Below are 21,733 nucleotides of genomic sequence, written 5' to 3' on the forward strand. Positions count from 1 at the left end.
GAGGTCCGAACCCACATCTGTTGAAAAAGATCGGGATGACTTGTGCCTAGGGGTGAAAGGCCAATCAAACTCGGAGATAGCTGGTTCTCCGCGAAATCTATTTAGGTAGAGCGTCAGACGAATACCACCGGGGGTAGAGCACTGGATGGGTAATGGGGACCTACAGTCTTACTGATCCTAACCAAACTCCGAATACCGGTGAGTACTATCTGGCAGACACACGGCGGATGCTAACGTCCGTCGTGAAGAGGGAAACAACCCTGACCTCCAGCTAAGGCCCCTAATTCATGGCTAAGTGGGAAAGCATGTGAGACGACCAAAACAACCAGGATGTTGGCTTAGAAGCAGCCATCATTTAAAGAAAGCGTAATAGCTCACTGGTCTAGACAAGTTGTCTTGCGGCGAAGATGTAACGGGGCTCAAGCCATGAGCCGAAGCTGAGGATATGCACGCATGTGCATGTGGTAGCGGAGCGTTCTGTATGCGGTGAAGGATGTGGGTGACCTAATCTGGAGCGTACAGAAGTGAGAATGTTGACATGAGTAGCGATAAACAGGGTGAGAGACCCTGTCGCCGAAAGTCCAAGGGTTCCTGCTTAAAGCTAATCTGAGCAGGGTAAGCCGACCCCTAAGGCGAGGCCGAAAGGCGTAGTCGATGGGAACCAGGTTAATATTCCTGGGCCAGGAGATGGTGACGGATCGAAAGCGTAGTTATCCCTTAACGGATTGGGGTGGCTGCCGGACGGTTCCTGGAAATAGCCCTCCGTAAGATCGTACCCTAAACCGACACAGGTGGACTGGTAGAGCATACCAAGGCGCTTGAGAGAACTGCGTTGAAGGAACTCGGCAAAATGCCTCCGTAACTTCGGGAGAAGGAGGCCCCGTCTTTGGGCAACCAGAGGCGGGGGGCACAGACTAGGGGGTAGCGACTGTTTACTAAAAACACAGGGCTCTGCGAAGTGGCAACACGACGTATAGGGTCCGACGCCTGCCCGGTGCTGGAAGGTTAAAAGGAGAGGTGCAAGCTTTGAATTGAAGCCCCAGTAAACGGCGGCCGTAACTATAACGGTCCTAAGGTAGCGAAATTCCTTGTCGGGTAAGTTCCGACCTGCACGAATGGCGTAACGATTTCCCCGCTGTCTCCAACGCAGACTCAGCGAAATTGAATTCCCCGTGAAGATGCGGGGTTCCCGCGGTCAGACGGAAAGACCCCGTGCACCTTTACTACAGCTTCACACTGGCATCAGGTCAGAGATGTGCAGGATAGGTGGTAGGCTTTGAAGCAGGAACGCCAGTTTCTGTGGAGCCACCCTTGAGATACCACCCTTCGCTTATCTGATGTCTAACCGCGGTCCGTTATCCGGATCCGGGACCCTGTGTGGCGGGTAGTTTGACTGGGGCGGTCGCCTCCTAAAGAGTAACGGAGGCGCGCGATGGTGGGCTCAGGTTGGTCGGAAATCAACCGTAGAGTGCAATGGCAGAAGCCCGCCTGACTGCAAGACTGACAAGTCGAGCAGAGTCGAAAGACGGCCATAGTGATCCGGTGGTCCCACGTGGGTGGGCCATCGCTCAACGGATAAAAGGTACGCCGGGGATAACAGGCTGATACTGCCCAAGAGTCCATATCGACGGCAGTGTTTGGCACCTCGATGTCGGCTCATCTCATCCTGGGGCTGGAGCAGGTCCCAAGGGTATGGCTGTTCGCCATTTAAAGAGGTACGTGAGCTGGGTTTAGAACGTCGTGAGACAGTTCGGTCCCTATCTGCCGTGGGTGTAGGAGATTTGAGGAGAGTTGCCCCTAGTACGAGAGGACCGGGGTGAACGTTCCACTGGTGGACCAGTTATCCTGCCAAGGGTAGTGCTGGGTAGCTATGAACGGACAGGATAACCGCTGAAGGCATCTAAGCGGGAAGCCCCCTCCAAAACAAGATCTCCCTGAGAGCCGAGGAAGACCACCTCGTCGATAGGCCGGAGATGTAAGTGCAGCAATGCATTCAGTTGACCGGTACTAATCGCTCGATAGGCTTGATTTGATCCAGTAAACGACGAACTCCAACACAGAGTTCCATCCGCACTGAATACAATGAAAGTCATTCGCACCTAACTACATAACGCAAACGCGTTATCGGTATACTTAGACATGGCGCATTGCACTTTGGAAATGCGATGAACAAAAGCATTTCCAGCAAAACTGGGAACCGGTTTTGCGGTTCGGAAATGCGACAAACATAAAGACAAATCTCGTGTTGCTGTTCTTTCCTGGTTTGGTGGTCACAGCGTGAGCGAAACACCCGATCCCATCCCGAACTCGGCCGTTAAGCGCCACCGCGCCAATGGTACTGCGACTTAAGTCGTGGGAGAGTAGGTCACCGCCAAACCTGACAAGAACAGCCCATAGCACCAGGCTTCGATTGCTCTCAATACGATCTCATAAACCCCCAATCCTAAACCCATTGGGGCCAAACCGGGCGCGGCCAAACCGGGCGCAACCCCGACGCCGCCACGGATGAAACGGCAAACCACGCGCCCATATGCGCAAACCATCGCGGGGTGGAGCAGCTCCGCCGCAAATGCGGCAAAACAAAACCAAACCGGGATGCACCCTCCCGACGCCGCCACGGATGAAACGGCAAACCACGCGCCCAAATGCGCAACCATCGCGGGGTGGAGCAGCCCGGTAGCTCGTCAGGCTCATAACCTGAAGGCCGCAGGTTCAAATCCTGCCCCCGCAACCAAAATCCTCAAAGATATCAGATACTTAGAACCCGACACAAACCGTCGGGTTTTTGACGTTCCAGTTTACATCAACGCCACATCAACACCCAGCCAGAAAAACCGCACCAGCACGCATAAGCGCGCAGTCGCAGGCAATGGCGGGCAACTCGCAGTTGCGCACCTTCATTGTTCCGGCCATCATCGGCCCTGTAGTTCCAGACGGTGAATTGACGACGACGGATTCTGCCCTCGGCTTCCTGACCTTGGAACGTCACCATTCGGCGAGGCGGGCGGCGATACGATGCAACAGGACGAATTCCGGAAGTGGCTTGTCGCTCAGGGCCAGACGGAGGCAACTGCCTCGTCTCGGGCGAGCAGCGCCAGGCGCGTTGAACAGTATCTGGGCGATCTGGACGAGTTGTTCGCGCAAGAGGATCGGGACAGCGTCCTTAACCGCTTTGCCTACACCGCCGAGGATGAACGGGCAGAACGCCCCAATCCCTCGCCTGTTCCCATCGACGGTGTCTTGCGCACGGGTCTTGCCAGCCTCCAGCAGGCCCTGAAGCTGTACCATTCCTTCCTGACCGAACAGTCCAATGTGCCCGACAAGGCAGAACACCAGGCATTGGTCGACCGCCTCACCCGCGAGGAAGTCGAGGCGGCGATGCAGGAATGCGATCAACTTGGCCTGAAGGCGTTCCTCGCCCGTGGTGGCTTTGCCAGCCCACAGGTCTGGGTCAGCGATGAAGGCAAGGATCAGACCTATCCCGCGAAGGCCACCGTCGCAGCAGCTTTGGGGCATCTTCCCGATGGCCGCGCCCTCGCAGCGAAGGAATTCTTCAACGGCTTCGGAGAGGCCCAATCATTCGCCAAACTTGAGACTCTAGGGTTCCAGATCATTCGCAAGGGGACCAATGGCAAGGATGACGCCTTCACTCGCGAGAGTATCGAGGGTGCGATGGACGCCTACGAAGAGTTCCGCAGGTCAGGTGCACATGCCGATGCGTTCTCGAGTTTCGGCGAGCCGAAGGATTTTTGGGTGCGGTCCAGCCGCCCGCGCCAGGACAAGCGCTTCCCGACGAAGCCAATTGTCGGGTACCTCTTGGGCAAGGCGTCGAACACATTCAATGGCGGGTGGAGCCAACCGGGCGACGCGGCCGCAAGACTACATTCGGCGGGTTACATTATCGTCGATCAGCATGACACGCCGTTGCCGCTACCCGAACAGCACACGCACCTGGTGCGCGGGGCAGAACGCGCGCGTCTCGTGGCTCTCAACTATTTCATCGAGCCCGCCCGGGAGGCCGGACTTCATTCGGTAACCATCCGCGCCGGTGACCTGCACGACATGTCGGGCCTTGTGAAAAACTGGGCAAATGTCTGCCAGGCGTTGGAGAAAGAGGCTTTCCAGCAGCTTGCTTCGGTCCCGGCCCCCACTCGGACCGGGCCGGAGCGCAGCACCACGACCGAGTATACCTTTGTCCTGACGCAGGACGGAAAGGCGAAGGATCGGTCCATGTCGCAGGCCACAAAGTTCGAGACAACCAACCTGATCCTCTACGGACCTCCCGGCACCGGCAAGACCTACCAGACGGCGTGGGAGGCGGTTCGCCTCTGTCTGGGCGACACCGTTGCCGCTGATCTCTTGGGCGAGAACAAGCGTAACCAGTTGATGGCGGAATACCGGCGCTTGATGTCCGAGGGGCGGATCGAGTTCGTGACCTTCCACCAGTCGATGTCATACGAGGAATTTGTCGAGGGGTTGCGACCTGGCATCGACGAGGACGATCTGTCGGAAAATGGTGCTGGCTTCCGCCTTGAACCTGTCGCCGGGATCTTCCAGCGTGTTGTTCGGCGTGCAGAGGCCAGTGCATGGGATGGCGCGAGCACCGGGCAGGATGCAGATGAAGCGATGCCTGATGCCCCAGAGCTGGACGTCGCTGTGTCTGTGCCGCCCGAGACTGATTCCTTAGATAACAGAGATCGTCAGCCCCAACAGGGTTTGGAAAATGACCTGTTCACCGTGGGTCAACTGCCGCCTGTGCGCGATGGCACTTTCCGGAAACTCGCCCAAAATGTCGCGCAGGAGTTGGCACAGGCACACCCACAAGGTTTCTCCCTCCAACAGTATCGAGAAGCCCTCGTGAGCGCCGGTCGGGAGACGGGCATTGAGCCGACCGGCGGTTGGGAGAAACACAACATGCCCACTTGGGCCAGTCATCCGGACCAGGCATGGTTGGTGCCTGCGGACGCAGCAGTGGCAGCGTCCTCGAATCCTCGAACGAATGGCGGGCAGCAGACGTCGGGCGTCTCAGTCCGGGTCGAGCACAACACCTCAGCTGCGCATGTCCTGATCATCGACGAGATCAATCGGGCCAATATCTCGAAAGTCTTCGGCGAACTGATCACGCTCCTGGAACCGGACAAACGCCTCGGGCGGCGCGACGAAATCCAGCTCTCCTTGCCCTACTCGAAGAAGCGCTTCGGGGTGCCGCCCAACCTACACATCATCGGCACCATGAACACGGCCGACCGCTCGATTGCGCTGCTGGATACCGCCCTGCGCCGCCGGTTCACCTTCAAGGAATTGATGCCGAACCCGGCGGTCCTGTCCCCGAATGTCGGCGGGATCAACCTGCAGAAGCTGCTGACCACGATCAACGACCGCATCGAGTACCTCTTCGACCGCGAACACCAGATCGGGCACGCCTATTTCACCGGCTGCAAGTCTGCCGAAGAGGTCGAGGACGTGATGCGGCACAAGGTCATTCCGCTCCTGTCCGAGTATTTCTACGAGGATTGGTCGAAGGTCGCCGCTGTTCTGGGCGATGGCCCGCAGGGCCCATCCCGGTTTCTGGAGGCGCGCCGACTGACTGCGCCGCCCGGAATTGCCGCTGATGACTTCAGCGGCGAGAGACTGCGCTGGCGGGTGAAGGACAAGTTCGACTTTTCCGAGTTCGCGGCCTGATGCCCGCCTTCTCCGTCCGCGAATGGGAGGCTGTGCCCCATGGTGATGGGGAAGGGTGTATTCCGCCGCACCTTGCCCAGCGCCTTGTGGCACTGGCCAAGGCATCCCCCTTCGCCGGGCGTGGCGGCGGTGGCGTGCTGGAGGATCGCCGCCATGACTTGAAGGCTCGCGGGGTGGTCGGCGTTTTAGCGGTGCCCGGCTGCACCCTCGAAATCCTGCCGAAGATCGACGTTGGCGAAAAGGAAGGCTCGGCGCAAGAGACGCGCGAAATTCGCAAGCGCCTTGTCCACATGCTGGCGGTGGCGCTCGACCTGAAGATCCAGACCGGACGCATGACCGACCTCGACTGGCAGCGCGAAACGCTGCTGGAAATCCTGATCCGCATCTTTTGCGACAAGCTGACCGAGGCGGTTCGCCGAGGCATGCCGCGGCGCTATACTCTCCACGACGACGATCTGCCAACCTTGCGCGGATCGCTGGATATCCCGCGCCAGTTCACCCGCCATCTCGCCAACCCGGGCCGCCTCGCGTGCCACTATGACGAGTTGTCCGAGGATATCGCCCTCAACCGGATCATGAAGGCGACCATCTCGCATCTGGCGGGCATGTCGCGCAACGCGGCGAACGTGCAGCGACTGCGGGAACTGGCCTTCGTCTATGCCGAGATCTCGGAGGTGCAGATCCCCGCCTTGCGGTGGGGCGACGTCGTCATCGACCGCACGAACAGCGCGTGGCAGGAACTCTTTGGAATGGCGCAACTGTTTCTACACAACCGATACCAGACCACCAGCGCCGGGTCGGGGCAGGGTTCGGCCCTGCTGTTCGAGATGAATGCCCTGTTCGAGGAATACATAGGCCGTCTGGTGACGCGGGCGCTTGCGGGGGCCGAGTTCCGCGTGACTTTGCAGGGTGGCCGCCTTTTCTGCCTCACATCGGTCGATGACGAACGGGGGGTGTTCCAAACCAAGCCCGACATCCTGATCTGGCGCGCTGGCCAGGTCGCCCATGTGATCGACACCAAATGGAAGCGGATTTCCGACCGGATCGACGATCCGAAGCAGGGGGTGTCCCAGGCGGACGTCTATCAGATGATGGCCTACGCCCACCTCTACAAGGCCCCGCGCCTGACGCTGCTTTATCCCCACCATGCGGGTCTGGGTGACGAGGAAGGGATACGCGCGCGGTTCCGTGTGACAGGTCAGGAAACGCTGCTGGAAACGGCGAGCTTTGACATCTCCACCGGTACCGACCTGGTGGATCGCATTCGTGCTCGGATACTCACTGGCCTCGAAGAAATGTCCCCCTCACTCCCGTGAGGGCGAACGGCCAGCCCCTGCGAGGTGCACAATTGTGCCCATCACTCCGTGAGACAATCAGGGCATCACCTGACATCATCAACCAGCAGCGAAGCCCTGCTGCTCGTTGACATCGTGAATCCATGAACCGGGCCGGGCGATGCGCCGCGGTCGAGGCGTCTGGAGCTTGCCTCGTGGCAGGCTTCGCCCGGCTCGGATTTCACCTGCACGCCCGCGCCTGATCGCGCAAAACGGCGTAATCGCCGAGCATCCGGACGATGACAGCCTCTCCCGGAAGCTCCTCGACCTCATCGGCGGCCCGAGCCTGGTCAGCGCTGGTGTAATCGACCACAGGCGGGCAGGGCGCGCGGGCTTCAGAACCTGCCATCGCGCAGCCGGTCAGCCAGAGCATCGCGATCAGCAGGGCGGCGGGCGGCGGCGTCGAGCATCTGGCGGTGGATGGCATCGTTTCTCTCTCTGGCGTCAAGCCGTTCGGCGGCGCGCCCGGCGCGTTCGCCTGCACGGCGCAGGTTCAGGAGGAACAGCAGGATCGCTGCAGAGGTGAGGATCAGGCCCAGCGCCTTACGCGCCGGGCCATGGGCGAGGAGCCAAAGGATCACCGCTGGCCCCGTTTCCAGTCATCGAGCCGGGCGTGGATCGTGACCGCGATGCCGATCAGCGCGATGGCGATCAGCACCCAGCGCAGCGTGTCGAGATAGGGCACCAGGGGCTGGATGGTGGACTGGGTTTCGACGAGGACGTCCTGCAGCACTTCAATACCGGCGGCGCCGACTGTGGCTGCGCCCGCCGCACCCCCACCACTCAGCGTGCGGCTTTCGGCCAGAACCTCGCGTGCAGGCGGCAGTTCCGGCGCGAAGGGCACGGGCCGGGCCGGGAAGGGATCGCCCCAGGACCGTGCAGGCCCGAGGTCGATGTGCATGAAGCCAGATCGCGGGTAAGAGCCAAAGCCGAGAAACCCGACCGCCCGCGCGGCCGCCTCGAAGGCCGCGGGATCGTGGTTCGCCATCGCGATGTCGAAGGCCGTGCCCTGCATGTGTTTCGAAGCCGGTGCCCCGCCGACGGCGCGGTTGTGTTCGGGGCTGCGATAGGCGGAGCGGACGATCAGCGGCTTGCCCAGCCTGTCACGCAGGGCCTGCAGTTTGTCCATGGCTTCGGTGTTGATCTTGATCGCGCCGGTGCCGCGGCAGGCGATCTCGGCGGCCGAGAAATTCGGCCAGCGCCAGGCCTGCGCGGGAACGTCGCGCCAGTGGGGGTAGGTGAGGGTGGGCATGGGATTCTCCAAATGAAAAACCCGCCTCGGGGGCGGGGGATGTGGTCGTGGTGGTGCGGTCGCTTGCCGGTCAGTCGGATCGGCCGCGCTGGAAGGCGTCGAAGAGCATGTCCCGCATCGAGCGGATGTCGGTCTCGATCCGGTCCAACCGGTCACCGTCGGCCTTGCGGTCCTCGCTGCGCTGGCGGTCGATCCTGTCCCGCTCGGAGACCAGCTCGCGGTCGAGGCGGTCAAGCAGGGCTTCGTTCGTGAAGGCCTTGCGCGTGATCGCCGCGATCAGGGCGATGGTGCCGCCGATCAGGGCGGTGAGCGCGGCGGTGATCCCGTGGTCCCGAAAGGCCTGCGCGACCTCGCTGGTCAGGGTAGTCTGGTCGTTCATGATGGTCCTTTCGCGGTCATGCTGTTCAGAAGTCGGTTTCGAGGTAGACCCCAGCACAGTCGTAGGCGACGGCAGCGGCGGTCGCGCCGGTGTTGAGGAACAGCCGCGGCGACAGGAATTGCGTCGCGGCGGGCAGATCGGCGGTGATTTCCTGTTCGAAGACCGCGCCGGAGACCTCGTCCACGACGCGCACCCAGACCGACCCGCCATTCGGCGGGGCGGCGATGAACAGGGTCAACACGCCACCCGTGGCGATGGCGAAGCTCGCGCCCATGTCCGTCAACGTCGGTGCGCCGGTGCCGTCGTTGCGAACCAGCTGCCAGTTCGTATGTGTGCCGCGCTGGAAGCCGATGCCGATGCAATTCCCCGCGGCGGCCAGCGTCAGGGTGGTGGCCAGCGCGGCCGTCGACCCGTAGAGGCCAATAAACCCCATGCCGGTCGCCTGCAGGGTCGTGAGGGACAGGCGCGTGACGAAGGTCCAGCCACCAAGGCCAGCGGCATTGCCGCGCCAGCAGGCCCAGCCAGCAGATCGCTGGTCCGCCACCGAGTCCGCCACAGCCGCCGAGGTCAGCCGCCAGCGGCGCATGCTGGCGGCCAGGTTCGTGGCGGCGAGGGTCGGGTGCGAGACCGTGCCGACCGAGGTGATGGGTAGGCCTTCGCTGGTGATCGTCGTGCCGGTCGAGGGCGCCCAGTTGGCGATCCGATTGACTCCGAAATGCGGCTGGAGCGGGAAGTCCCGGCCCGAAGGGCGCATCACGTCGATCCACGGCGCCCCGGCGCGGTTGCGCGCATAGACCGATGCCTTGCCGGTGGGCGGTGGGGTCGGCGCGGCCGAGAGCCCCGGCAGGACTGTCGGCTGCGGCAGTTCCACCTGTCCGCTGGTGCGGTCGATCCTGATCGCGTCATAGAAGGCCGAGCCATCCGGGCTGACCTTGAAGCTGAAATCGTCGTTGCCGAGAAGGCCGATCAGCGCCCGCGCCGAGAAGCCGGTCTTGAAGGCGAAGGCCGCGTCGTTCGTCGGGGCGGCCTTGTTCACCGTCGCTTCGATCCCCGCGCCCGCGTTGTTCAGGAGGACCGCAGGCGTGTTGACCGAAAGCCGATTGTAGCTGTCGGCCGTCGCCCCGCCGAGGCCCAAGAGTTGCGCAGTCAGGTTCGCCTGGGGCATGCCGACCTGCGTCACGGCATTGGCGAAGGTAACCGTCGGCGTGTTCACCACCGTGGTGCCCCCGGCCCCTGCCGTCGCCGAGCCGATGTTCACGACGGTGGTCGATCCGGACGCGCCGCCGGTGCCGAGGTTCACGGTCTTTGTGACGCCGGTCGTCGTAGCGCCGGTCCCCATGCCATAGGTCGCAGTGCCGGTTGCGGTCCCGATGGTCGCAGTGGCCCCGGATGTCGTCACCGTTCCCGAGGCCGTCAACGTGCCTGAAAACGTCTTGTTCCCGGTGAAGGTCTGTGTGCCTGCGAGGATCGCCAGTTCCGACGATGTGTTGGGCAGCGTGAAGCTGCGCGTGGTCCCTGCGCTGATCCCTGCCAGCGAGAAGGTCGCCTTCTTCGTCGGATCTGCGTCGTTCACCAGGCTGAAGACCGCGTCCGACACATCGCGGGGCTCGCCCACCACATCCCAGGCGCTGCCGGTCCAGACGAGGAACAGGCCCTCGGCCGCGACCCAAGTGAGCCAGCCGATGCGCGGCACCAGCCGGATCCACGCGCCGTCGATCCAGAAGGCGATGTTCAGGTCCCACCCTGACCAGAGGCCAGTCGCGCCCGAGGCCACGAGATGCCGGTTGCCGTCGGCGGGGCTTGCGGGCGGTGCAGTCCGCGTGCGGTCGAGGACCGACAGCTGCACCATGGCATCGAGCAGGCGCAGCGCCTCGTTGTGCGTGACATGCTTCTGCGCCTGCGCCGCCAACAGGTAAGGCAGGCCCAGATGGGTCGTGGTGTCGGACATTTGGGTTCCCGTGGGTTGGGATCAGAATTGCAGCGTGACCGCGGCGGGCGTGCCGCGGCCAAGGCGGTTCGAAAGCTGATAGATGCGGATCGCCAGCGTCTGGCCGGGCCCAAGCGGCGCGCCCCAGTCCGCAGTCTGTAGGGCGGCAGTGTAGAGGACGGAGGTTGTGCTGCTGGTCAGCGTGCGCTTGATCGCAGCGCCGTCGAGGATCTGGACGTCGTAGGATTCCTGGTCCTCGGTCAGCGGCACTTCGACCTGTTCCCAGGCATCCGCGACCAGCGCGCGGGATCGGCGCGTCCAGCGGATGGTCAGATCGCCGGGGCTGCGCGCGATCCGCCACGGCTGTTCGACATGGACCGGTGCGAAGGGCACGAGGCCCCGCCCGGTCGGGGTGAACCCCAGCGCGGCATAGCTGTCGTCGCTCACCGCCCGTGCGGCCGGGCCAACGCGCCAGTTCCACGGCAAGCCAAGGTCAGCCTCGGCGATGGGCAGCGAGGACAGCGTTGCATCCAGTACCACGACCCGCGCCCCCGCCGGGGCCGGGTTGCCCATCGCATTCTCCGTTCCGCGCTGGCCGCGCAGGAGGCGAGTCAGGCGGTACCGGCCTGGCGCGATCAGTTCGGCTGCTCCGGCCTGGACGATCTCCCAGACCCCTGCTGCGCACTCGACCGCCAGCGCATTGGCCCCGCCGAACAGCGCGACGTCCGTCACGCTCTCCAGCGTTCCGGACAGGAGCTCGACGACCAGCGCGTTGCCCAGATCGAAGCGCGAGGTCGGCCCCGGAAAGAAGTCGAAGGCCAACGTCCCGATCCGCGCCCGACTGCCGAAGGTGGTCAGCAACGCGAATCCATCCGTGGATGCGCTGCGGAACACCGCGATCTCGCCCGGCCAGGGGCTGGCATGGGCGGCAATCAGGGGGCGATGGACGGGCTGGTCTTCGCTGATCTGCGGCAGGTCCAGCATCACCACCTCGGGCGTGCCGAAGACGACGGGGCTGGCGAGCGAGGCCGGGCGCGGATCGCCGGGTGGCAGATCGTAGGCGGCGCGGTCCTGGCGCACCGCCTCAACGCCCCGCGCCTCGGCATCGGCGACGGATACCAGCCGGAATTCCACCTCGCGTCCGTCATGCGCGAGCCGGATCACGTCAGCGGGATCGAGGGAAAGACGCGAGGGCGGCAGGCGAAATGTGGCAGTCTCGCGGCCGATCCAGGCTTCCATCAGTGCGCGGCGGCAGCGGCGTTCGGCCTCCTCGGGCGGGATTGCCATGGGGAAGGACTCGGATGCAATGCGCGTCGTGTCGACGGTGATGCGCCGTGCCTCGACCAGCGCGGCGTCATAGTCCTCATCCGCTCGCGCGGCCTGCCACTTCAGGGCCTGGGGCAGTTCGGTCTCCTGGCCACGGGTTAGCTCAAACGCCTCGCCTTCCCGGCTGGCCGCCAGATCATCCACCGTCAGGGTGAGGCTGGATGCCCGCCCGCGCATGACGAAGCGGATCACCCCCTCCGTTTCGATGGCGTCAAACCCGAAGTGGCGGGCCAGGGTGGAAATCGACGCGCGGGGGCTTTCCAGCGCGCCGATCACATAGCCTTCGACCGCGCCCCAGAGGCCGGAGACGTCGATGAGGTCTTCCGCCAGCCCAGCGCGCATGCAGAGGTGGCGCACGAGGGCCGCAAGTGACACCGCGCCCAACCGCCCCGTCAGCCAGTGGCCAAGCCGCCAGTTGGGGCCATCTGTCCAGATGCCCGTTAGTTCGGGGAAGAACGGATAGGGCCGCGCGTCCCAGGTCCACGCCGAACATTCGGGGACATGCACCATCCGGCCGCCGTAGATCGCGGACACCGGATTGTTGGCCGAGGCGCCCCACCAGAGGTAGCTCGCCTCGAGATAGGCGCGCTGGATGGCATCATCGCGCCAGCCGCGCGAGAAGTAAGGCGTGAAGCTTTCGGACGACTTCGGGTCAAAGAAGACATTCGGCTGGTTCGTGCCCCGGTCGATGGCCGGGCAGCCGAGTTCCGTGAACCAGATGGGTTTCGACTGCGGCACCCACGACGTCGGCGTGCCGCTCTCCACCCCGCCCGGCCGGTTGAAATGCGGGTTCGACCACCAGGCCCGCAGATCCTTGTAGCGGAACACCCAAGGCTTGCCCGCGGCGCCATCGGTGATGGGCGTGCGGATCTGGGCCGACCGGTCGGCGGCCGAGGCGTAGAACCAGTCGAAGCCTTCGCCACCGGCGATATTCGCTTGCAGATAGCCCCGGTCATGGATTGCGGGCCAGCCCTCGAGGGCATCGGCATGATCGAACCCGTCGCGCCAATCCGACAGCGGCATGTAGTTGTCGATGCCGATGAAATCGATGTTGGCATCCGACCAGAGCGGATCGAGATGGAAATAGACATCGTCGCTGCCGTCGCTCGGCTGGTGGCCGAAGTATTCCGACCAGTCGGCGGCATAGCCGATCCTTGGACCCGCGCCGAGGATCGCGCGCACATCTGCCGCGAGGGATTTGAAGGCGGTGACGGCGGGATAGCTGCTGGCACCCGACCGGATTGTGGTGAGGCCGGGCATTTCGGAGCCGATCAGGAAGGCATCGACGCCCCCGGCCGCTTTGCACAGATGCGCGTAGTGCAGGATCATCCGGCGCAGCGACCATTCGCCGACCGGGCCGGTCCAGCTGACATTGGTGCCTGACACGCTGAAGTTCGCGGGCGCCGCCGTGCCGAACAGTGCCGACACCTGCGTGGCAGCGGGGGCGGTCTTGTCCACCGACCCTGCAAAACCCGCAGCCGGGGAACAGGTGATCCGCCCCCGCCAGGGGAATGTCGGCTGGCCCAAGGCAGCGGCATTGGCGCTGTAGGGAGTGGGCTTGGTGTTGCCGGGCGGCACGTCAAGCAGCAGGAAGGGATAGAAGGTCACCCGCAGCCCGCGTGCCTTCATCTCCTGAATGGCCTGAACTACCGCGAAATCCGCAGGCGTGCCGCCATAGACCGGACGATCCTCGGCATCTCGGCTGACCAGAAATGCGTCTGCACGGCTGACGCCATTCACGACCCAAGTCGAAGGTGTCGTGGTCTTGGTGTCCACCTCGACGCCCGGCCGCACCTTGCAGTTCCCGGCGCGCAGATCATCTCCAAACCAGGCGACGACGAGGCTGACGCTTTCGACAGCCGGGGCCATGGCCTGCAGCCGATCGAGGGCCACGACGATGTCGGCGGTGTCGGAGATCGCGTTCAGGTTCTCGGCGACGGTCATGCCGCCAGCGCCAGTGGATTTCTTGACCGGGGCGGTCGCATAGGTGAACTCGCCCGAGGCCGGGATCATGGTGACGGCCTTCACCAGCCCCTCGGCCGTGTCGGGATCGGCCAGTGGTCGGAAAACCTCGAACGACAGCTGCGGCAGGCGGTTGCCATAAGTGGAAAGCGGCAGCTCCTCGAAGACGACATAGGCGGTGCCGCGATAGGCCGGGGTGTTGGCGGCGCCCATCTTGGCCGCGATGAACGGGTCGGCCGTCTGGGTCTCGTTCCCCGGATACCAGCGCCAGGTGATCCCCGTCATGTCGAGCGGCTTGCCGTCGGCCCAGATGCGCCCGATGCCGGTGATCGGGCCTTCGCAGAGCGCCACGGCGAAGGACGCGTAGTAGAGATATTCGGTGGTCCGGACCTTGCCGCCGCCGCCGCCCTTGCCGCCGCCCTGCGTGGTGGTCTTCGTCTCCTCGCGGAAATCCGTGGCCCAGATGATGTTGCCGCCGATGCGCATGCGGCCGTAGAGGCGCGGGATGATGGCGCCTTCGGTCGCCGACGTGATCCGCAGGGAATCCAGCCGCTGGCCCTCGATCTTCTGCGCTGGCGCCAGCGAAGACACGATCCAGCTGTCGACCACCGAACCGATGGTGGAGCCGATGAAGCCACCGATGGCGGCCCCGGAAAAGCCGAGGATCGCGCCGCCGAAGGCTCCGCCGATGGCAGAACCGACGGCACCGAGGACGAGCGTGGCCATGTGGAAATCTCAGCGTGCAGGAAACAGGAAGGCGAAGGCGATGCGCCGTCGCCACGCGGGTGTCAGCGGTTCCTCGATCACGCCCAGCCGCTCATAGGCGTGGAGGAAGGTGTCGGGGCCGGTCAGGATGCCCACATGCTTGGCGATGGCGCGGGGCATCATGCCGAACAGGACCAGCGCGCCAGGTGGGGCGTCGGCCGGTGCGATCTCCGGCATCATCTCCCGTGCCCCATCAGCCAGCACCTCGCGCGGGCCGGTCTCACCCCAGTCGCGGCTGTAGGGCGGGATCGGGAACGGCTCCGGCCCGACGACCTCGCGCCAGACGCCGCGCGCGAGGCCGAGGCAATCGCAGCCGACCCCGCGCAAGCTGGCCTGGTCGTGATAGGGCGTGCCCAGCCAGGACCGCGCGGCGGCGATGACGCGGGTCGGATCGGACACTGTCACTTCGTTCGATGATTCGTCCGAGTGATACCGGGAAGCATCACCGGGGTGTCGTCGCCTACTCAATGCACGCGAATTTGGCATCAAGAGTATCCCTTCAGTCTCGTGCGCACCGGCGTTGTGAGCGGCGAATTGTCTAATCAATGGTATCATTAAATAAAGATGATCCTATTCTTGTGAGGCATGGGGGATCATATTTGTTGCATGACCTAGGAGGCTACCAAATGACCACGAAGATCCATCCCGCCGCGCTAAAGTACTACCGGGACGAAAAACGCTGGACGCAGGAGCAGCTCGCCGACGCGACCAAAGGCAAGAACCGAGTCAGTCTGCCGACGATCAAGCGGATCGAAAGCACCAAGAGTGCCTTCTATCGCGCCGAAGGTCGCACTGCGGAAGGCTTGGCGAAGGCTCTCGGTGTCACGGCAGATGCTCTCTCGAAGCCGCCCACCAACGAGGCAGAGCGTGAGGCGTCGCTCAGGAAGTTCGGCTATCGCCCGTTGCGCGCCATGCTTGATGCAGAGACAGCCCTAGCCTTCAACATGGTCCAGCACATCTACGGCATTCCCGTTCATTCGCAGATTGTGATGGCGCCGCTGTTTGCGGCACTTCTGGCGGAAGGAAGCCTTGCCTGGCGCCGCGAACGTGTCGCTGAGATCGAGGAAGCTGCAGCAAGGCTGATGGCCCTCGGCGGTGGCCACTTCGCTTTCGCGAACTCTGCGTATCGCGCTGAAGATGGTGCGCATCAGGAGAGGCAGTGCATTCAGAACCGCGATCTTTTCGGAAAAGAAATCGCGGACGATGTATATGACCTTGGTTACGACCCCTCCCAGAACAACCCCTTCGCGGATTTCATCAGGCACTTCGCGGCACAGGTTGGGGCTAAGACAATCTCATTTGATCGCGATTCTGGTTGGAAAACCAGTGAGGGTATGCCCGAATATCGGATTGGCGCAGAGTTCATCAGCGATCTCACAGGAGATGATCCCGATGCTGAGTATGCCCTGTTGCGCGGGCATGTCAGGCTTAAGGACATCCCGGCTAACCTGCTCGGAGATGAGCATGCGGACGAAAGGATAGCCTGGATCGTCGGCCGTATTCCTTCTGAAGAACTCGAAAAGCGCAAGGCCGAGATGGCCGAGCTTCTTGCGTTTGTCGGCGATCTGGACGTCGAAACCTCTACAGATGCGTCAGATAAGGGGGAGGATGGCCATCATGCCTGACGTCCGCTTCACCCGTCACGCCGAAGCAAGGATGCGACAGCGCGGGTTCCGCAACGCCGACATCGGCCTTGTCCTCAGTGTCGCAACCCGTGTGGCAGACGATGCTTTCTTTCTCAGCGACAAAGACGCCGCCCGCGAGATTGAGCGACGTCGTCGGGAAATCCAGCAGCTTGAACGTCTGCGCGGCACCAAGGTCATTGTTGAGGGCGAGAGCCTCGTGACGATCTATCACAACAGCGGAAAGGCGGCCTCTGCCCAAGGCAGAAAGCACAGGAGAGTATCATGAACCACGTAAGCATGACGAATGCGGTCCTTGTCTCCTTGCCTATGCCTTTCGTCGAGGCCATTCTGGCGGCGCGATCAGCGCTCGATGACGATGCGGCAGTGGCCCTGCACAAGAGCCTTGAGATCGCGCGAAAGCTTGACCGGCCTGTATCCGATCAGCCGTCGCATTTGATCCCTACGCCAGAGCGCGGAAAGTACGCCGCAGAGTTTCTGGGGGTGCGTTTCGCGGCCGATACGCTTGCCGGTGTGTTTCGTCGGATCGTCGAAATGATGGCTGAAGTCGCGCCGGAAGCGTTGGCGTCGCTGTCCGAAATCCGTACACGCGGGCGGCGCCTTGTCGCAATGAATCCCTGTCATATCCATCCTTACAGCCCCCATTTGCCGGTGCTTCAAACGGATGCCGGATGGTGGATCAGCAAGAACATCAGCCAGGATCAACTGGTATTGGCACTTCGTAAGACCTGTGAGGTGTCGAGGTTGACCTTCGGGAACGACATCAAGTTCCCATTGCGGTAAGTCCGACCCGGAAACACAGTGAACGCTTGAAGCCGATCCGACAGTTTCATCACAACACCGCCCCCTCGTGGCCGCCGTCCTTCGTAGCATAGCGCAGGACCGCGTCCTGACCCGGGATGTGCGGGAAGCCTCGGAAGTTGGCGACATTGGCGAACTTCGTCTCGCATGTGGCGATCCGCTTGTCGCAACCCGCCCGGACCACAAAAGCATCCGTCGCTGTGATCGGGCGCACCGGCGCTTCCAGCAGGGTCAGGATCGCCACGCCGTCGGCGAGGTCATGCGACAGCAATTCGACGCGCCGCCCGGCGTTCGCACCGGTCGACCATTCGACCAGCCCGTAGGCAAACCAGCCTGCCGCGAAGGGGCCGAGGCCGGAGGCCGTGAAGGCGCGGTCGCGCAGCACATCGATCACGGCACCGTTCCCCTTGAAAGCCGGGGCATCAAGGTTCACCCCGCAGCGCGCATCGCCCAGCGCGGCATCGCAACTCGCCTGAAACGTCCGCCCGACCGTCTGGCCGAGGACATGGGCAAGGCTCCGCACCTCCGCTACGAAGGCGAGCCGCCCGCGCCGGATCTGGCCGATGGCCCCGCGGCGCAGAAGCACGCGTTGCGCCGGGCTCGCCCAGTTCACGCGCCAGACCTCGACCGCCGCATTGTCCCAACGGCCGTCCAAGATGTCGGTCTCGGTGATCCGGTCGGAGGACAGCACGCCTTGCGCGTCCTGCGCGTCGACCGAGAGGTCGGAGCCAGACCGCACCTCTGACGCGGTCAGCCCGCTTTCAGGCTCGAAATTCGTCTCGTCGAAGTTGAGCGTCCGGTCGTGGTCGGTGAAGCCGAAGGTCACGCCATCGGCGCGGGTGATCCGCCAGCACCAGGCAAGTGTCGTGGGGCCTTCGTCAAGGTGGGCCTGCAGTGCCGGGTTCAGGGCTTTCATGTGCGGATTTCCACGAGAGGGATCGAGGTGATCGACCCGAGGCGTTCGAGGTCGAGGGTGACGTCGAGGGCATCGGTGTCGAAGCGGACCGGGACGTCGAATTCGAAGCCTGCGGTGATGGCGACGCCCGTGGCCGGGGCGGTGGTGAAGGTGATTAGGCCAGTGGTCGTGGAAACCGACCAGCCGGAAGCCTGGGGCGTGCCGTTCAGGGCGATGGTCACCGTCCCGGCGACGGGCTTGGTGATGGCCCGCGTCCAGGACTGCGCGCCGGAGGTGTAGCGCTTGGTGAGCTGAAACTGGGTTGTGATGCCGTTGCCGGTGCCGATGGGCTGGTTGGTCGGGCCAGGCGTCTGCGACGGCAGGCAGGACTTGAAGTCAGCCCAGTCCTTGAAGCGGAAGCCATGAAGGCGGCCATTGCGGGCCTCGAAGAAGGCCACGACCGCGGCCAGATCGTCAGCGCGGCGGATGCCGTAGGCGACATCGTAGCGGCGGCGGCTGTTGGCCCAGCTGGCGTTGCGCTCCTCGGCCCCGCTCGCCAGTTCGACGATCTGGGTGCGCCGTTCCGGGCCACCGCGCGCGCCACGGCTGATGTTGTCCGGAAACCGGACCTCGTGAAACGCCATCATATCCCCCTCCGACCCATCGACACGGCGCGGGCAATGTCGCTGGCAACCTGCGTCCGCGACTGGCGGAAGCTTTCGGTGTCGCGGGCGTTGATCGTGACATTGACGGTCGAGGCGCCCGCCTGGCCGTACCCTGCCGCCTCGCGCCGGGAGAGAACCCGTTCGCCGCGTTGCAGGATCGCGGGCACCTCGTCGGGCCGCAGACCGGCCCAGCCCCCGTTGTGCATGCGCGGCGCGCCCGCAAAGGCCAGCGCCGGGACCATCCGGCCGGGGCTTGGGGCGCCGACCGTGCCGCCCGCATGGAGGAGGTTCGCGAAGATCCCGCCCGCCCCGCCCAGCGCGCCGGAAAGGGCGTTGGCGATGGGACCTAGGATGAAACGACGGGCGGCGAGCTTCGCGAGGTCGGCGATCATCGAGGTGACCAGATCCCGGAAGTCGAGTCTGCCGGTCTTCACGAAGTCGCCTATGGCGTTCTCGGCGCTCTGGAAGGCCCCGACCAGCGCGCTTCCGATGTCCCCGCCGATGTCGCGCGCCTTGGCGGCATAGTCGGCAAGTGCTGCCGTGACGGCCTGCCAGCCGGTGAAGGCCGTGTCCGCACCCTCGGCGGCCGCAGCCCCGGCGTCGCGTGCGGCGCCGCCTGCGCCCTCGGCGGCGGTGGCCGTATCGTTCAGACCGGTGGTCAGGGCATCGGCCGAGGCGGCGGCATCTGCCAGGGCGGTCTCTGCCTCGGTCCCAGTGCCGGTCACCGCATCCTTCAGCGCCTGCCAGCTGGCGAGCGGCCGACCGGCGGCATCGGCCAGCATGCCTGCGGCCTCGCGATAACCATCGGCCCGGGCGCGGGCATCGTCAGCCATGGCCCCGAGCCCGAGATCGGGCGGTTCGAGATAGCTGCGCGCGAGTGCGGCCGAGAAGGCATCCGCGGCGGCAGCACCGGCAGCGGTCGCAGCCCCTTCGAAGGGATTGCCGATGCGGCCGAGTTCCACAGGATCAAGTGTGCCGATCCGCACGCCACCTTCGCCCGTCGCCCATTCGGGCAGGAGGGCCAGCGCAGCGTTCAGCGTCTCGATGAAGCTGTTGATGCGCGTGACCACGCCGTTCAGCATCGCCTCGACGCCGGAGATCAGCCCGTTCGCGGCCTGGAAAGCGAAGTCGCCGATGGCCCCGGGCAGACTGCCCCAGATTGCGACCGCCGCGTCATAAGCGCCCTGGAAGACTGCCGCAGTCCGGTCGCCGAAGCTGACGACGCCTGCAATGGTGCCTTCCAGCGCCGAGAGACCCGCTGCCTTCAGCCCCTCCCATCCGGCCGCCATCCGCGCCAGCGCCGCATCCAGCGACAGACCGATGCGTGACCAGACCTCGCGCGCCAGATCACCCAGCAGGCGAAACGCCTCGCCCACGCCACCGACCCGGGTCACCAGTTGCGAGAACTGGTAGACCAGCTCGCCCGCCCCGACGATCAGCGCGCCGATGCCGGTGCGGATCAGGGCGCCGCGCAGGAACACGAGCGCTGTCGCGAGGCCGCGCACCGACAGGGCCGCGGCAGCGAGACCCGCCACCCATCGCCCGGCCATGACGGCCGCGAACGTGGCCGCATAGGACGCCATGCGCCCGAGGTTGCCGATCAGCCCGTCGATGGCCGAGCGCAGGATCCCGCCATTGGACGCCAGCGCCACGAAAGTATTTGCCAGCGCTTCGATGGTAGGGGCGACGGCCACGGCGATACGATTGCGCAGGCCGTCGAACACCAGCGAGACTGTGCCCAGCGCCAGTTGCGTGCGGCGCAGGGCCTCGAGTGCGTCGCCGTCAAGCACCGCCCCGAGATCGGACGCCTGGTCGCCCACCCGCGCCATCTCGGCCCCGCCGTTCCGCAGAAGCGGCAGCAGGCGCGTGGCGTCAGACGCCATGGCCTCGAGATAGAAGGTCATCTCCTGCTGGCTCAGGCCCGCCCGCTCCAGCGTGTCGACGTAGAGTTGCAGGGCTTCCGGCCCCGACAAACGCGCGAACTGGTCGGCGGTGACGCCAACGCGCGGGGCGACATTCTCGAAGAAGTCCGCCATCGGCCCGCCGCCGGTCTGGAGGAAATCCCCGACCCGGTCGTTCACGTCCTTCAGTATATCGGCCAGCTTCTCCTGTTCGATGCCTACCGTCCGCGCCCCGGCCGACCACCGCTGCAGGGCGTCTGGCGTGGCATTGGCGACCTGCGAGAACTGGCGGATCTGCGCGGCGCTCTCCGCGGTGGACCGAACGATCAGACCGAGCGAAGCCGTGGCGGCGGCGGCAGCGGCCCCGAGGGCAAGGCCAGTGCGTCGCGCGAAAGCGGCCAGCCGGGTGTTCGCCAGTTCCATTTCGCGCGACAGGCGGCCGAAGCCGCGGGCTCCGGCCTCGCCCACCCCTTCCAGTTCCGCGCGCACGCGGCGTCCGCCCTCCGCCACGAGGCGGACGGAGACCTTCTTCTCAGCCATTCCGGCGTCCTTCCATCTGCTCGTTCAGCTTGCGCACCATCACCGCCTCGATCTCGGGCAGCAGTTCGGCGGCGATCAGGGCGTTGACGCCCAGCGCTTGCGCCAATGCCAGCGCCGCGCCTATGTCCCAACCGATGACCGCCCCCGGCGCGATCCGCAGCTGGCCGCCGAGGCGCTGGGTCAGGTCCCAGACCTGCCAGCCCTCGACCGTCTGCGGCCGGTTCAGTCTTGCGGGGCAGTCCGGGCAGGGGCCCGCGCAGGCCGCGCAGTAGCCGTTGCCCCCGCCGAAGGACCAGTCGGCGAGGGCGCGGAGGCGTTTTTTTCCGCGTCCAGCATCAGGCCGCGGGCGACATATTGCGCCTGGAAAGCCTCGAAGACCGGCCAGATTTCCAAAAGAGCGTCGATCCCGGCCGGGCTGACGGGCACGAGGTTGCCCGCCTCGTCACCGACGCCGTCCCATTCCAGCACGGCGCGGCGGGCGACGGCCTTGGCCATGGCCAGCGCCATGTCCTCCTGGCTGGAGGTTTCCGAGAGGCCGTCGATCATGGGGTCCGCGCGGGCAGAGACCATCAACGCGGTCGTCAGGGGTGCTACAAGGACGCGCAGGCCGGGCAAGAGGTCCAGCCATTCGGGCCGGTTCGACAGGTTCAGGCGGATCATG

The 21,733-nt window shown here is 64.5% G+C and carries 17 protein-coding genes, 1 tRNA gene and 2 rRNA genes (1 of these 20 only partly in view); 8 read left to right on the forward strand and 12 right to left on the reverse strand.

The window, feature by feature from the left end; translation table 11 throughout:
• From LGT41_RS05020 to LGT41_RS05040, 5 genes are all read left to right on the forward strand, one after another.
• Positions 1 to 2,032, forward strand: a 23S ribosomal RNA gene (locus tag LGT41_RS05020); it begins 817 nt to the left of the window's first position.
• 230 nt (positions 2,033 to 2,262) lie between these two features.
• Positions 2,263 to 2,377 (forward strand): 5S ribosomal RNA (rrf, locus tag LGT41_RS05025).
• 280 nt (positions 2,378 to 2,657) lie between these two features.
• Positions 2,658 to 2,734 (forward strand) — tRNA-Met (locus LGT41_RS05030).
• A 281-nt stretch (positions 2,735 to 3,015) separates the two neighbouring features.
• Complete coding sequence (locus tag LGT41_RS05035; protein ID WP_274128993.1) at positions 3,016 to 5,682, forward strand: McrB family protein; 2,667 nt, start codon at positions 3,016 to 3,018, stop codon at positions 5,680 to 5,682.
• Complete coding sequence (locus LGT41_RS05040) at positions 5,682 to 6,998, forward strand: McrC family protein (protein ID WP_274128994.1); 1,317 nt, start codon at positions 5,682 to 5,684, stop codon at positions 6,996 to 6,998. Before LGT41_RS05035 ends, LGT41_RS05040 begins: the two co-directional genes overlap by 1 nt.
• Positions 6,999 to 7,197: 199 nt before the next feature.
• On the opposite strand, the gene LGT41_RS05045 is transcribed toward LGT41_RS05040, so the two are convergent.
• The 7 genes from LGT41_RS05045 to LGT41_RS05075 form a co-directional block, all read right to left on the reverse strand.
• Positions 7,198 to 7,365: a hypothetical protein gene (locus LGT41_RS05045; RefSeq protein WP_274128995.1), complete on the reverse strand. Its 168-nt coding sequence runs from the start codon at positions 7,363 to 7,365 to the stop codon at positions 7,198 to 7,200.
• Positions 7,352 to 7,597 (reverse strand): hypothetical protein, encoded by a 246-nt coding sequence (locus LGT41_RS05050; protein ID WP_274128996.1) that lies wholly within the window; start codon positions 7,595 to 7,597, stop codon positions 7,352 to 7,354. Before LGT41_RS05050 ends, LGT41_RS05045 begins: the two co-directional genes overlap by 14 nt.
• Positions 7,594 to 8,268: a YcbK family protein gene (locus LGT41_RS05055; RefSeq protein WP_274128997.1), complete on the reverse strand. Its 675-nt coding sequence runs from the start codon at positions 8,266 to 8,268 to the stop codon at positions 7,594 to 7,596. Before LGT41_RS05055 ends, LGT41_RS05050 begins: the two co-directional genes overlap by 4 nt.
• Before the next feature lie 70 nt (positions 8,269 to 8,338).
• On the reverse strand, positions 8,339 to 8,647 hold the full coding sequence (locus LGT41_RS05060) for a hypothetical protein (protein ID WP_274128998.1): 309 nt from the start codon (positions 8,645 to 8,647) through the stop codon (positions 8,339 to 8,341).
• A 25-nt stretch (positions 8,648 to 8,672) separates the two neighbouring features.
• A complete protein-coding gene (locus LGT41_RS05065; protein ID WP_274128999.1) occupies positions 8,673 to 10,595 on the reverse strand; it encodes a DUF2793 domain-containing protein in 1,923 nt (640 codons plus the stop codon).
• Between the two features lie 21 nt (positions 10,596 to 10,616).
• Positions 10,617 to 14,588 (reverse strand): baseplate multidomain protein megatron, encoded by a 3,972-nt coding sequence (locus LGT41_RS05070; protein WP_274129000.1) that lies wholly within the window; start codon positions 14,586 to 14,588, stop codon positions 10,617 to 10,619.
• Between the two features lie 9 nt (positions 14,589 to 14,597).
• Positions 14,598 to 15,026, reverse strand: a complete 429-nt coding sequence (locus LGT41_RS05075) for an NlpC/P60 family protein (protein WP_420720202.1) — start codon at positions 15,024 to 15,026, stop codon at positions 14,598 to 14,600.
• A gap of 227 nt (positions 15,027 to 15,253) precedes the next feature.
• Here LGT41_RS05075 and LGT41_RS05080 point away from each other — a divergent pair, with 227 nt between their 5' ends.
• From LGT41_RS05080 to LGT41_RS05090, 3 genes are read left to right on the forward strand one after another with little or no spacing between them, the layout of a single operon-like run.
• On the forward strand, positions 15,254 to 16,252 hold the full coding sequence (locus tag LGT41_RS05080) for a helix-turn-helix domain-containing protein (protein ID WP_274129002.1): 999 nt from the start codon (positions 15,254 to 15,256) through the stop codon (positions 16,250 to 16,252).
• A complete protein-coding gene (locus tag LGT41_RS05085) occupies positions 16,245 to 16,538 on the forward strand; it encodes a hypothetical protein (RefSeq protein WP_274129003.1) in 294 nt (97 codons plus the stop codon). The genes LGT41_RS05080 and LGT41_RS05085 overlap by 8 nt, the downstream gene beginning before the upstream one ends.
• Entirely contained in the window at positions 16,535 to 17,053 is a 519-nt protein-coding gene (locus tag LGT41_RS05090) for a hypothetical protein (protein ID WP_274129004.1), read from the forward strand. The genes LGT41_RS05085 and LGT41_RS05090 overlap by 4 nt, the downstream gene beginning before the upstream one ends.
• A 49-nt stretch (positions 17,054 to 17,102) precedes the next feature.
• Here the strand turns inward: LGT41_RS05090 and LGT41_RS05095 are convergent, their stop codons facing one another.
• The 5 genes from LGT41_RS05095 to LGT41_RS05110 are packed head-to-tail and all read right to left on the reverse strand — an operon-like array spanning position 17,103 to position 21,732.
• The gene (locus LGT41_RS05095; RefSeq protein WP_274129005.1) at positions 17,103 to 17,987 is read right to left on the reverse strand and encodes a DUF2163 domain-containing protein; all 885 of its coding nucleotides are present in this window, start codon (positions 17,985 to 17,987) and stop codon (positions 17,103 to 17,105) included.
• On the reverse strand, positions 17,984 to 18,610 hold the full coding sequence (locus LGT41_RS05100) for a DUF2460 domain-containing protein (RefSeq protein ID WP_274129664.1): 627 nt from the start codon (positions 18,608 to 18,610) through the stop codon (positions 17,984 to 17,986). Before LGT41_RS05100 ends, LGT41_RS05095 begins: the two co-directional genes overlap by 4 nt.
• On the reverse strand, positions 18,610 to 21,072 hold the full coding sequence (locus LGT41_RS05105) for a phage tail tape measure C-terminal domain-containing protein (protein ID WP_274129006.1): 2,463 nt from the start codon (positions 21,070 to 21,072) through the stop codon (positions 18,610 to 18,612). Before LGT41_RS05105 ends, LGT41_RS05100 begins: the two co-directional genes overlap by 1 nt.
• A complete protein-coding gene (locus LGT41_RS15940; protein ID WP_420720208.1) occupies positions 21,065 to 21,298 on the reverse strand; it encodes a DUF7697 family protein in 234 nt (77 codons plus the stop codon). Before LGT41_RS15940 ends, LGT41_RS05105 begins: the two co-directional genes overlap by 8 nt.
• Positions 21,295 to 21,732 (reverse strand): hypothetical protein, encoded by a 438-nt coding sequence (locus LGT41_RS05110; RefSeq protein WP_274129007.1) that lies wholly within the window; start codon positions 21,730 to 21,732, stop codon positions 21,295 to 21,297. The genes LGT41_RS15940 and LGT41_RS05110 overlap by 4 nt, the downstream gene beginning before the upstream one ends.
• Position 21,733 lies beyond the last annotated feature (1 nt).

Source organism: Abyssibius alkaniclasticus (assembly GCF_020447305.1).
In the GTDB taxonomy this organism is placed as follows: domain Bacteria; phylum Pseudomonadota; class Alphaproteobacteria; order Rhodobacterales; family Rhodobacteraceae; genus Abyssibius; species Abyssibius alkaniclasticus.

Coding starts and splice junctions, on each gene's coding strand:
- LGT41_RS05035 (WP_274128993.1), top strand. CDS start 3,016: ATGCAACAGGACGAATTCCGGAAGTGGCTTGTCGCTCAGGGCCAGACG.
- LGT41_RS05040 (WP_274128994.1), top strand. CDS start 5,682: ATGCCCGCCTTCTCCGTCCGCGAATGGGAGGCTGTGCCCCATGGTGAT.
- LGT41_RS05045 (WP_274128995.1), bottom strand. CDS start 7,365: ATGGCAGGTTCTGAAGCCCGCGCGCCCTGCCCGCCTGTGGTCGATTAC.
- LGT41_RS05055 (WP_274128997.1), bottom strand. CDS start 8,268: ATGCCCACCCTCACCTACCCCCACTGGCGCGACGTTCCCGCGCAGGCC.
- LGT41_RS05060 (WP_274128998.1), bottom strand. CDS start 8,647: ATGAACGACCAGACTACCCTGACCAGCGAGGTCGCGCAGGCCTTTCGG.
- LGT41_RS05065 (WP_274128999.1), bottom strand. CDS start 10,595: ATGTCCGACACCACGACCCATCTGGGCCTGCCTTACCTGTTGGCGGCG.
- LGT41_RS05070 (WP_274129000.1), bottom strand. CDS start 14,588: ATGGCCACGCTCGTCCTCGGTGCCGTCGGTTCTGCCATCGGCGGAGCC.
- LGT41_RS05080 (WP_274129002.1), top strand. CDS start 15,254: ATGACCACGAAGATCCATCCCGCCGCGCTAAAGTACTACCGGGACGAA.
- LGT41_RS05085 (WP_274129003.1), top strand. CDS start 16,245: ATGCCTGACGTCCGCTTCACCCGTCACGCCGAAGCAAGGATGCGACAG.
- LGT41_RS05090 (WP_274129004.1), top strand. CDS start 16,535: ATGAACCACGTAAGCATGACGAATGCGGTCCTTGTCTCCTTGCCTATG.
- LGT41_RS05095 (WP_274129005.1), bottom strand. CDS start 17,987: ATGAAAGCCCTGAACCCGGCACTGCAGGCCCACCTTGACGAAGGCCCC.
- LGT41_RS05100 (WP_274129664.1), bottom strand. CDS start 18,610: ATGGCGTTTCACGAGGTCCGGTTTCCGGACAACATCAGCCGTGGCGCG.
- LGT41_RS05105 (WP_274129006.1), bottom strand. CDS start 21,072: ATGGCTGAGAAGAAGGTCTCCGTCCGCCTCGTGGCGGAGGGCGGACGC.
- LGT41_RS05110 (WP_274129007.1), bottom strand. CDS start 21,732: ATGATCCGCCTGAACCTGTCGAACCGGCCCGAATGGCTGGACCTCTTG.